General features: G+C 56.6%; 12 protein-coding genes, 2 tRNA genes and 1 pseudogene. 4 read left to right on the top strand and 11 right to left on the bottom strand.

Annotated features, from left to right (window positions below):
• Position 1: 1 nt before the first annotated feature.
• Together SALMUC_RS12900 and SALMUC_RS12895 are read left to right on the top strand one after the other, a co-directional pair.
• A pseudogene (locus SALMUC_RS12900) lies at positions 2-115 on the top strand (transposase domain-containing protein); the annotation flags it as partial.
• Between the two features lie 132 nt (positions 116-247).
• The gene (locus SALMUC_RS12895; protein WP_020038615.1) at positions 248-925 is read left to right on the top strand and encodes a recombinase family protein; all 678 of its coding nucleotides are present in this window, start codon (positions 248-250) and stop codon (positions 923-925) included.
• Positions 926-1,291: 366 nt separating this feature from the next.
• On the opposite strand, the gene SALMUC_RS29825 is transcribed toward SALMUC_RS12895, so the two are convergent.
• From SALMUC_RS29825 to SALMUC_RS12875, 6 genes are all read right to left on the bottom strand, one after another.
• The gene (locus SALMUC_RS29825; RefSeq protein WP_156883502.1) at positions 1,292-2,026 is read right to left on the bottom strand and encodes a hypothetical protein; all 735 of its coding nucleotides are present in this window, start codon (positions 2,024-2,026) and stop codon (positions 1,292-1,294) included.
• The gene (locus SALMUC_RS29820; protein ID WP_156883501.1) at positions 2,016-2,798 is read right to left on the bottom strand and encodes a hypothetical protein; all 783 of its coding nucleotides are present in this window, start codon (positions 2,796-2,798) and stop codon (positions 2,016-2,018) included. Before SALMUC_RS29820 ends, SALMUC_RS29825 begins: the two co-directional genes overlap by 11 nt.
• 610 nt (positions 2,799-3,408) lie before the next feature.
• The gene (locus tag SALMUC_RS29815) at positions 3,409-3,825 is read right to left on the bottom strand and encodes a hypothetical protein (RefSeq protein ID WP_156883500.1); all 417 of its coding nucleotides are present in this window, start codon (positions 3,823-3,825) and stop codon (positions 3,409-3,411) included.
• Between the two features lie 504 nt (positions 3,826-4,329).
• A tRNA-Val gene (locus SALMUC_RS12885) sits at positions 4,330-4,405 on the bottom strand.
• A gap of 45 nt (positions 4,406-4,450) precedes the next feature.
• Positions 4,451-5,077: a hypothetical protein gene (locus SALMUC_RS12880; RefSeq protein WP_020038617.1), complete on the bottom strand. Its 627-nt coding sequence runs from the start codon at positions 5,075-5,077 to the stop codon at positions 4,451-4,453.
• Positions 5,078-5,237: 160 nt separating this feature from the next.
• A tRNA-Val gene (locus SALMUC_RS12875) sits at positions 5,238-5,319 on the bottom strand.
• Between the two features lie 566 nt (positions 5,320-5,885).
• On the opposite strand from SALMUC_RS12875, the gene SALMUC_RS29810 reads away from it, so the two are divergent.
• On the top strand, positions 5,886-6,824 hold the full coding sequence (locus tag SALMUC_RS29810) for a hypothetical protein (protein ID WP_156883499.1): 939 nt from the start codon (positions 5,886-5,888) through the stop codon (positions 6,822-6,824).
• Positions 6,825-6,840: 16 nt separating this feature from the next.
• Complete coding sequence (locus tag SALMUC_RS29805) at positions 6,841-7,452, top strand: hypothetical protein (protein WP_156883498.1); 612 nt, start codon at positions 6,841-6,843, stop codon at positions 7,450-7,452.
• A 972-nt stretch (positions 7,453-8,424) separates the two neighbouring features.
• On the opposite strand, the gene SALMUC_RS12865 is transcribed toward SALMUC_RS29805, so the two are convergent.
• The 5 genes from SALMUC_RS12865 to SALMUC_RS12845 all read right to left on the bottom strand — a co-directional run bounded on the left by SALMUC_RS12865 (position 8,425) and on the right by SALMUC_RS12845 (position 10,549).
• A complete protein-coding gene (locus SALMUC_RS12865) occupies positions 8,425-8,613 on the bottom strand; it encodes a hypothetical protein (RefSeq protein ID WP_020038619.1) in 189 nt (62 codons plus the stop codon).
• 99 nt (positions 8,614-8,712) lie between these two features.
• On the bottom strand, positions 8,713-9,006 hold the full coding sequence (locus SALMUC_RS12860; protein ID WP_021120336.1) for a ubiquitination-like system serine protease family protein: 294 nt from the start codon (positions 9,004-9,006) through the stop codon (positions 8,713-8,715).
• Entirely contained in the window at positions 9,003-9,800 is a 798-nt protein-coding gene (locus SALMUC_RS12855) for a M15 family metallopeptidase (protein ID WP_020038621.1), read from the bottom strand. Before SALMUC_RS12855 ends, SALMUC_RS12860 begins: the two co-directional genes overlap by 4 nt.
• A 64-nt stretch (positions 9,801-9,864) precedes the next feature.
• Entirely contained in the window at positions 9,865-10,143 is a 279-nt protein-coding gene (locus tag SALMUC_RS12850; RefSeq protein ID WP_021120335.1) for a hypothetical protein, read from the bottom strand.
• Entirely contained in the window at positions 10,118-10,549 is a 432-nt protein-coding gene (locus SALMUC_RS12845; protein ID WP_021120334.1) for a hypothetical protein, read from the bottom strand. Before SALMUC_RS12845 ends, SALMUC_RS12850 begins: the two co-directional genes overlap by 26 nt.

The following is a 10,549-nucleotide window of genomic DNA, read 5'->3' as shown; positions in this document are numbered from 1 at the left end:
CAACGGCGTCGAACCATTCGCCTATCTCAAGGCCACCCTTGAGGCCATCGCCGCTGGCTATCCGCAAGGTCGGATCGACGATCTCCTGCCGTGGAACTTCCCGCCGTCAAGCTGAACGCGCGTGGGGCGCAGCCAACGCTTACGCTGAATACAGACTTAAGTCACTGAAAAGAATCGCGAATCACTCCCATACTGCTTTACAACTTGCGTACTGGTCATTGCGCGAGTTGTAATAGGAGGCCCGATCATGAAGATCGTCACGTATATCCGGGTGTCAACGGAACAGCAGGGGCAAAGCGGTCTTGGGATGGAAGGCCAACAGGCCGCAATTGACACCTACTCAGCCGCTAGCGGGGCACATGTCGTGGGTGCCTTCATCGAAGTCGAGTCGGGCCGAAATAATACCCGTCCACAGCTCCATGCAGCCATGAAGCTGGCACGGGTGACCGGCTCACGCCTTGTCATCGCGAAGCTCGACCGGCTAGGAAGAAATGCCGCGTTCCTCCTGAATCTGCAGGCATCGGGCGTCGACTTCGTGTGTTGTGACGATCCTAATACCACCCCTCTCACCATCGGCGTGAAGGCCATAATTGCCGAAGAGGAGGCCCGTCAGATCAGCGCCCGAACTAAAGCTGCCTTGGCGGCTGCGAAGGCGCGTGGAACTCGGCTTGGCAACCCGAACGGTGCAGCAGCTCTCCGCCGCGCTGGCAAGGGCAATGCCGCCGCCTGTCAGGCTCAACGCAACGCCGCGATGACGCGCGCACAGGACCTCTCAGAGGTGCTTGACGATATCGAGTCCGGTGGCCACGTCACGCTCGCTGCCATTGCTGGTGAAATGAACCGCCGGGGTATCAAGACGGCGCGAGGTGGACGCTGGCACCCCAACTCAGTCGCGAGACTGCGAAAACGGCTTGAAGCGGCATAGGGCGACATGGCGGTGCTCTGGCGCGGTTTGCCCCGCGTGAGCGGGCAACCCGATATAACGTTAACACATTGTTTATTTAAACTTTATGGGACCCAAAGGGGTATACCCCCTCGACTCAGAGACCGCGCAGGTACTGTCGGCACCTATGCAACCAATATTGTCTCAATTAGTTGCTGAATACCCCTCCGATCTCAATTTTGTTACGCATTCAGCAACACATAATGAGATCGCGGGGCCCCATTGGAAACGGCGGGACCCCTGTTAGATTCGAGAGTTTGGCGTCAATAGCTCCCCGGGTTTTCCAGAATTGAAACACGCTACACCGAAGGAACAGAACCTCCCAATTTCTAGATGCACCGCCCGTCATCAACCTTCCAACTTTGACTTGGCATCGTCCGTCAGAGCAAGATCACCCTCTTCGATCAAGAATGTGATAAATTCTCGAACGTCCTGATCTCCGGAAATCCAGTAAACTTGATTATTACTCAAGCAAGCACGCATCGCCATCTTGAAATGCCGCGTCTGAAACTCAGAGCGAAGTTTCTGAAACTCAGATATGACCCCATGCGTCGTTGCAAAATCCGGGCTCGTCGACAGGCGATCAATCAAAACGTCTATCTCCTCTTCGTATTCGGAGACTTGGATCATAGCTCGCTCAACAGCGACAAATCTTTCACGGACGTCATCGTTCTCGAACACCTTCGAGAGCCTATCTATTGCTTCAATTTCTCTTGACCTTGAGCACCCAATAAACCGTAGAGCCTGAAGGCTAGCAACCGCAGAAATCGCAATTACATTCATGTTGCAATATATAAAATCCTCTACCGAAGGACGTTCACCAAAAACCCCCTCGGAGGGCGATAAAAAGAAAGCGTAGCGCCCTAAAGAACCAACCTCTAGGGTTTCTTCATATCCCGCCCCATTTGTCAGAGCCAGATGCTCAGCCTCTTCATATGGAATGGGTAGAAAACCATCCACCAACCCATCGCTGCCGATTCTCTGAGAATAGAACCCGTCACCATCACCAGCCCTAAAAACGGGAACACTAAACTGAGGATATATTTGCACTGGCGCCGCAAACCCTACCAGATCAAACCCCATGCACACCTCCCTCTTGCCGCAAGAATTCATAAACTTTGTCGTAAATTATTGCCGTATGTTCGGATGAAGAAAGACTGAAGCTTTCATAGGGTAAAGGAACTGCCTCCAATTCCGATTCAATAAAACTAACCACCAAATCGTCATCAAGATAATCGTAAGGAAGTATTACGGCCTGAACGTTACCGGACGTCAGGGATATATCTTCCGCTGTCTGAACTTCGACACAGAACCTGCGATCGTCAATTCCAACTAATGAAGAGTCACCAGCCAAATCCCTCAAGGCACGAATCTCACTATCTCTCACTGTTAGTGAGTACTCTGATTCAAAGTTACTAGATTCCTTTGGAATCAGTTTGAAATAGTCCCTAACCGTTTTAAAGAAAGCACTCACGATCTTTGACGGGTCATCCCGCCCAGAGACCTCAAATTCCGCCATATTGAAGACTGAAAGATAGGCGGGATGCCTGCCTGCGTGAAAAGCACCACTATCGAACGGAAATACCCTTTTTATTGACGCTACAGCACTCATTCGTATCAAGAAACATACCGGCATCAACCAGGACTTTGAGGCACTTGCTCTCGCCCTATAAGAAGGCTTTCCATAAAAGAGATAGGTTAACTCCTCCCCTACGAAAACCGGGCACTTCGTGGGCTTCAGGAGCTTGGAGTCGATAATTCCGTCCAAGGAGAAAGCTTGGGTTGTGTGAACCAGAGGAAGCTCCGCACCCGCATGCACGGAATTTTTATTCAGGAAGTTTTGAAGTTTGCTCATCGAGGCCTAAATATACTCGGATTATCCATATTGACGCAGTTCCGCGGATAACGTGGAAACGCCACCTTTTTACTCCGTCGAGGACATATAGACAAGTAGATTTTATAAAGAAGCTTGACCGTACCAACAAGGGCACTCAGACATCAAAGTTTTCGCTCTTATGGCAGCATTGAGCTTTCGTTTGCGCAAGTATTCAGCACCCTAGACATTCAGTGCCAAGCTGCGCGGAGTCCGGCTCAATGCCGCAAGTAGTTAGCCACATTATTCCGAGATTGCGGAATCTATTGACATCTCCCTAGACCCAATTGTGCCTCTTGTTACCTCTCCGTAGCACACCTTTTGAGGCGACCTGATCGCCTCGGTTTATGCAGCACTCAGTCTACACTCGCCCTCAACATCGTAGGACAGGACGCGACGGACATGGCAGCATTCGGTGATTTTTGGCTCCCTCAAATGTCCAATTCTCACCTCGACCATCCTAGCCCTCTACCATCCTAAAACCGGAGCATTAAGCCGGGGCAGCTCGGGTTTATTCTCTAGTAACCAAACGAAGCCAGTTCAAGCCACACGGAGACCGAATAATATTGCGCCGCTCGTAAGCCTCTGACTTTCAAAGTCGACCGTTGATAAAAAAGACTAGTACAAGACCCAATAGGAAGATCGCTGCAAGCATAAAGTTGAGAACTCCATGCACCTCTTTCGGTGCAAGTTCGTCCCAGATACTTGCCTCACGCCTCCGAACTTGACGACGTTTCCGAGCTTGAGCCCGCAACATCTCGCGTTTACCGCCATCTCCCTGATACTCACTGATCTCGTGATCCCCCACAGGCCGGGCGCTTGTCTTCCATGTATATTGTTTGGATGTTGTGGCCCCGGCCTCCGAGCTGACCCCTTCGCTCAACTCCGACGCAAGTCGGCTCTTCCGAATATTCTCTTGATGGACGCGTTCTATGGTCTCTGCGTCATACTCACCGCATTCAGTCTTTGAAGTGATGCGCGCAGACTGACTTCCACGATTAATAGCCATGTATAATTCCTTCTTTTAAATCATTCGAGGGGAGAAGCTGGGAGCATTGCCACTGTTTCTCTCGTGGGATCAACTAGAGGAAAGGCTCCATAAGCCTTTTGGAGAGTACGTTGGGCAACGGGTCCCGGCGGGAGGCCTTGATGACAGGTGCGGCGCATGCGCCATTGAAACAGATTACCTACGCAGTAGCTACGCTCTGTTTCACCCGTCATACGACCATCCGCGGGCGATGCGGCATGACACCCGGCGGACTTCGCCAGAAGCAGGACCCAGCGGGCGCCCGGAAATGCCGAAGTCGAGCTTGAAACATACGTTCAACCTTGTTCCGACACGAGTGGTTTCTTTACGTCGGCGTGTGGCAGATAGCCTGCTGGTTCAGGCGATGGTGACTCGGAGTGACCTTGAGGCCTACCTGCTATACATTTTTGGGTTGCCTGCTATACATCGCCCTGAGATCTTCGAGGCGAATTTTTTTAAAATCAGATACTTATCTATCTTCTTTTTTGGTGGGTGATGAGAGACTCGAACTCCCGACATCTTCGGTGTAAACGAAGCGCTCTACCAACTGAGCTAATCACCCGCTCGCGGCGGGTTTAGCCAAGCCGCGCGAGCCGTTCAAGCGCAATCACGCCCGCACCGCCGCACGACGCCGACGCCCCACCAGAAGCAGCGCTCCCAGCCCCGCGAGGCCCAGCGGCAACGCCGCCGGAAGCGGCACCGGCGCCAGCGTCTCGACCCGGAAACTGTCGATCAGCACGCCGTCGAGACCGGTGATGTTCACCGCGTCGAATCCCGAGGCGGTCTCGAAGTCGAAGGCGTGCAACTCGGCGTCGGGCGTGCTCGCGTCGATGGTATCGAAGACGCTGCCGCCGTTCAGGAAATCGACCGTGAAACTGGTCTGCTGGTCGCTGAACTCGAAGCCGAAGCGCGAGATCTCCGAGGAAAACCCGATGTAGAGCGCCACGATCGAGCCGGATTGCCCGGGGTCAAGGATGGCGAGATCGTTCTCGGTGGTCGCGCCCAGCGCCCGTCCGACGCCGGCCCGCGCGCCGTACTCGTCGCTTTTCCCCTGCACCAGCAGCTGGTCCATGCCCAGCGCCTGGAACACCGCATCGGTGTCGAGGATCTCGCCCGTCGGGGTGTCCTCGAAATCCTCGACGTAGGCAGCGTCGTAGTCGGCGCCCGAGATGAATGTCGCCGCCTGCACCGGCAGGGCCGCGACGGTCGCAAGAAGAAGGACGAAAGGTTTCATGATGGTTACCCCGTGCACTGGAAAAGAACCGCAATCGTGGGGTCACCATGCACTGTCACAAATGACAGGTCCAGCGCTGATGCCACAGGCTCGCACATGACACGATCGCGGCGCCCAAAGATGGCGGCAATCCTGCCGGAGTATCGCATCGGAGGGGAAATGGTGGGTGATAGAAGATTCGAACTTCTGACATCTTCGATGTGAACGAAGCGACGCGCCGCCAAGGTATTGGCCTATCGCCCAAGATGCTCTTCTTAAAAAGGCTTTTCGCCCAGCTTCCCAAGGTTTCCCGGTTCACACAGGTTCAGTGAACCGGGACGCACTTCGTAAGGCGGCAGGACCCCAGATGAACGCGGCCCGAAAGGCCGCGTTGGAAAACCTCTGCCTCTACCGCATCGAGCGGTGGCGCGACGACCTCTGGGCCGTAGTCGACAATGATGGCCGAACTCCGTGGTACCTGGAGGATACCGAAACGGCACCGCTTGACCGTGTGACGTCTTTGGACCGCGACAGAGCCTTCGAGCTTAACCCGAAGACTAGCCGTGCCCCGAAACGCTGAAGCCGGCGTCCAGACCTTCCGAGCGGCGGAACCCGCTGTAATCGGCAAACCGGTTCCAGTTGCGTCAAGGGGAACGCCCCCCTCCAACTGCAAAAATTTGAACCGGCCGATCCTACGCATGCCCAATGAACAACTAGAACACAGCGTCACCGGCCGAACATCCTTGGTGCTGAAAAACTCTGGTCACGCACTGGCGGCAACAAACCGCCTACGTCAAGATCGCCAGCAGAGAATCACGTAAGGGGTGACATGCTGCTAGAACCAAACCAGCGTTATTTTAAGGTTTATGACATCACGATTGGCGCGCGCAAGACCAGCTCTCAGCCGCTCAAGATGATCAACCGGAAGGATGCAACCGCAACATCGGTCTATAGCACCCTCAGATCAGCGCTCGGAACAGAAATCGCGGTAAGCAAGAGCGATAAAGATACAATCGAACTGGTGAGATGCGAAGCGATCGGAAGCGATAAGATCGCACTCCTATTTCATCGAGACGCCCATTATGCTCAAGACCCATCATATCGGGCAAAATCCAAAGATGGAGGCATAACACTCTCCAAATATCAGAAGAAGCCAAACGAGGAACAGGCCGTTTCGGCCCACCTTACAATTTCAACAAAGAAAACCAAAAATGGATATCGCGCCTCCCTAGAGGAAGTTCCGGGACTTAGCATGAATTCAGTTCAACACCTACTGAGGCAAATTTTTCGCGAACGTCCATACTTTTTCAAACACCCCAAGACCGGAAAACCTGTGGAAACTAACGCCACCATTAAGGCCGCCGGCCTGAAATCTGAAGCATTTGAGAAGTCACTCAAGCAGAGCAAATGGCGGAGCGTGGTATTGACTAAACCAGCGAAAGCAGTAGTTACTGACGGGGTACCCCTAGCCACCGCGAAGCCAGAGAAGTTGGAAATTAAAATCAGCCCAGATCTAGATAAAAGCAAATACCTCCCGTACCTTAAGAAGCTAGCCACAAACGCGAGAGAAGACTTCTGGGAGGGTTTCCGAGTTGATCTGGAATTTCCTGAAGATGAAAGACGCAAATCGATTGCGGTTGATCGAGACGACGTCGGAAAAGACATTCTGTTTATTCGGTCCTATCTCAGGCAGATCCCGGTTGACCTCGACAACTGCTCCAAGGACATCGTGCCCGAAGTCGTCGCAGCAGCGGAAACTACCTTCTAAGATTGTGGGGAAATAAATGGTTCGTGATGCACTTTTCCCGCTGAGCTACCTGCGACTGGTCAGGGAAGATGGTAAATACCTTCTGCGACGCGATGTATTCTCACTGGTTCTCGTCGCGATTGGAACGATATCTATGCTTTTCTTGGCGCCTGGACTGAACTTCTTCGGCCCTTCAGGACTAGTTGACCGAGCCGGTTCACTTTCATCAACACTCACGGGATTCTACGTCGCAGCGCTTGTAGCTGCAGCAACTTTTACTAGCCACATCTCAGACTTGGACAAGTACATCCCGAATGGAAAACTCTACCTGAAAGACAGCCTCAATGTGGCCAGCAACCTCGAAGAGGATGAGCAGCACTTTGGCGAAGAGATAACTCGGCGGCAATTTATTTGCTCTATATTTGGGTACCTAGCATTCATGGCTCTGGCAATTTCGATAGTATCAATAATTCTTGTCGCAATCTCATCAGCGATCCCCCCTAAAAACCTCTACGGAGCGACACCATTCCTCGTCTATCTTATCGCCCCACTATACTTGATGGCCGTAGCACACATGGCCATCACGACTGCCCGCGGTATCTACTACCTTTCATACAAAATTTACTTGGGAGACGGCGAGCCACTGTAGGCTAAACAGGAGTCTTTGCCTCTCAGCAGCGCAGAACATTCCAATAGAGGTCACTGACCCGAGCCATACTTCTTTCAAGCTCGCCAGCACCTCGCAACTTGAACCGGCACGACAAGGTGAAGACTTCCAGATGCCGGATGCTAGCGTGTCGGACGCCCAAGAGCTCAATTGCGATGCACTGATGCCTTGCGGCGCCCGTCTGCGTCAAGCACAGACGCGTAGGGCATCGGCCAGGCGGCAACGCTGTTTCTGTGGGGCCGGGTAACTTAGCAAACGAGAAAACGGAGATATTCCCATATCAGCGCCTTGGCGGTATCATGGTTTCCATGACTCAATCTTTAGACGCCCAACCAAGCCGAAAACAATCACACGGTCTTGAACTTGATATGCCTCTAGACGCCGGGATCGAAAGCGCGGTCCATGCGCTCAGAGCGGCCGGCATTGAAACAATCGAGTCGTGCGAAGGGGGTGCGGGGCACCCATTCCCAGAACCAACGGTTCGCCTCGTCGGCGGCCCTGGAGAGGGGTTCCGAGCGCTTGGGGAAGCTGTAAGGGCCGGACTGAAGCCGAGATCGCTCGCCCGTGTCTGGACTGTCGACGACGGCGAGTTAACCGGCCCTTACTGGGATCTGACCTTTAGAAAAGACTAGCGATCAGGAGAGCCGCTTGCAATGGTCGCACTTAGGGTGCCCGCCAGTGCCAGAAGCGCGATTCTCTTTTTCGATGTTGTTGCCCTCAGTGCACTGATTGTTATCGTGATAGACACTTGTGCCGGGCTTCTTGGAATGAAATGGCGCGACCTTAGCCATGAAATAAACCTCCTTAACAGTTGGGCGTCCACGTTCCTTCTCTTACATGATTCGAGTCAAGGCTAACGAAGCTCAGCCGCGTCAGTCGCGCTGGTTTGTCGTATACGCAGTCAGCTATTGGGAAGCCCCGCGCCGATTGGGCACCCCGCCAACTGCGGCGGGATCAGGCTCCGAGCTTGCCGATGGCAGCGCGGACGGTGCCGAGCCCGAGGGCGTTCATCACAGCCATCATCCAGTTTTCACCCAGCTCCACGCCGGGCACGTCGATGCCGAGCCCTTGCTCCACGCCCACCACAAGGATGAGAGTGGCCGCGACGATGTAGGTCTTCATTCCGGGCAGTGCGATGTTCATGGGTCTTGCCTTTCGGTTTGCGCCCGAGGCGCGTAGAGCGGCGCGCAGCCGCAGTGAGGACCAGCACGAGGCGCCAGTCGGTGATGGGTAGGAGCGGCATCAGCACGGGCGCCAGACCCCTGCCGTGAGCCAGCCGTGCCAGCAGCCGGTGTTGACTGATGGCGTGAGTTCCGGCGCGTCGGTGAGCCCGTTCCAGCGCCACGACGGCGGGTCGCCGGGCTTGAAGCGCTTGCCCACCCGGATCACCCGCCGGTCGCCGCAGCCGCAGGGACACCAGAACCAGAGGTGCTGCATGTTCTGCCGCTGGATGTTCGGCGGGCCGATCCAGAAGGAGCCGGGCCGCTGGTCTCGATTGAAGGCGTCGCGGTCTTCGTAGTGGACGGCCCGGGTCACAGGGTCGCCCTCTGGAAGTGCATCGCATCGCCGCCCCAGAGGCGGATCGCGGGCAGCCACTCGTGGGCCTCCATGATGTCGAGGAAGTCCTGATACTCCGGGCCGCAGAACAGCGCCTGCGGGCACCGCATGCGCAGCGCGTTGGGCGCGGCGTAGAAGTCGATGGCGCAACCGTAGGCGTGCATCGACCAGCCCGAGCCGCCCCGGATCCGGCGATGGTTGTAGCAGCCCGCGAAGCGGTCGATCCCGAGCGCCTGCATCCGCTCCATGCCGTAGTGCTCGTGGACAGCGATCAGCGCGTCATAGAGCGGCCACGCGGCCTTCTCGTGCACGCGGATCCGCTGCACGGTCTGGTCGAGGTTCCAGTCGATGCGAAGGGAGAACGGCAGGTTGATGTAGGTCAGCTGGCGCTGGATGTCCGGCCCGGGCGTGCCGTAGTAGGTGCCGACGTCGCGCTGGTGCGGGATCTCGGCCGGCCAGGTCTTTTCGGTCTCGCGCGCCCGGTCCACCTCGGAGCTGACGCCCATCTTGGCGCTCAGCCAGGCGGTCAGGGCCTCGCCCGTGTTGTGGCCGTCGTAGCCGTCGACGGCGCCGGCCTCAAAGCCCTGCGCGTTTAGCACGCGCTGACCGGCCGCGATGAGCCGTCGTTGCTGCGACCAGTGGTGCGAGCCGTCGCCCGCGTTCCGCTCGGTGATCTCGACCGCAGCCATGCTCTTCGGCCCGGCGATGCCGTCAATGGCGCCAGCGTAGTAGCTGGCCTCGGCCAGCAGCATCTGGACGTGCTTCGTGTCCATGGCGGTCTCCCATGAAAAAGCCCGGCGCGAGGCCGGGCGGGTCAGGTTGGTGGGTGATGTGTCGTCAGCGGCGGTCGACGAGAACGCGGGTGTCGCCGTGGATCTTCTCGGTGCGCCGGTCGATCTCGACCACGCGCTCGTCGAGGCTTTCGAGGCGCTGTTGCACGCCGCGCACCTCTTTCAGCACGTACTCGGTTCGGTCGGTGTCCGGGGGCTCGTGGCCCACCTCCGGCGGGCTGCGCTTCGCCCCGCGCCGCGCGACGAGGGCCGCGACGACGGCCGTCACGATCCCGGCGAGCCCGGCCCAGGCGCCCGGCTCAAGTTCGTTGATAGTGGCCAACATCGGCGGCGGACCTATACGCTGCGAGAACATCGAAAAGAGCCAGCACCGCGTAGGTGCCGACGCCGGTGGTGGCAGCGATGGCCTGCCCCGACAGGATCGGGACTGCGAACATGACCGCGAGCGTTGCGAAGATGCCGGCACCGCAGACGGCGCCGACCATGCGCAGCAACGGCGACCGCCGCCAGTTGCCGTTGATCCAGAGCCCCGCCATGCGCATCACGGCGATGAAGGTCAGCGGAACCGCGAGGCTCGCCTCGTCCAGTCCGACCGAGCGGAAGGCCATGAAGCCACCCGCCGCCAGCGTGTCGCCAGGCAGAGCCAGCGTGCAGGCGAAGGCCAGGATGATCGTGCTCGTGGCCCACTCCAGCGCCCGACCGTGCTGCAGGAAGGTGTCGGCGAGGGTCAC

The organism is Salipiger mucosus DSM 16094, from assembly GCF_000442255.1.
Lineage (GTDB): Bacteria > Pseudomonadota > Alphaproteobacteria > Rhodobacterales > Rhodobacteraceae > Salipiger > Salipiger mucosus.
The sequence above is the reverse complement of the archived record's forward strand: the minus strand, read 5'-3'. Positions and strand labels throughout refer to the sequence as shown.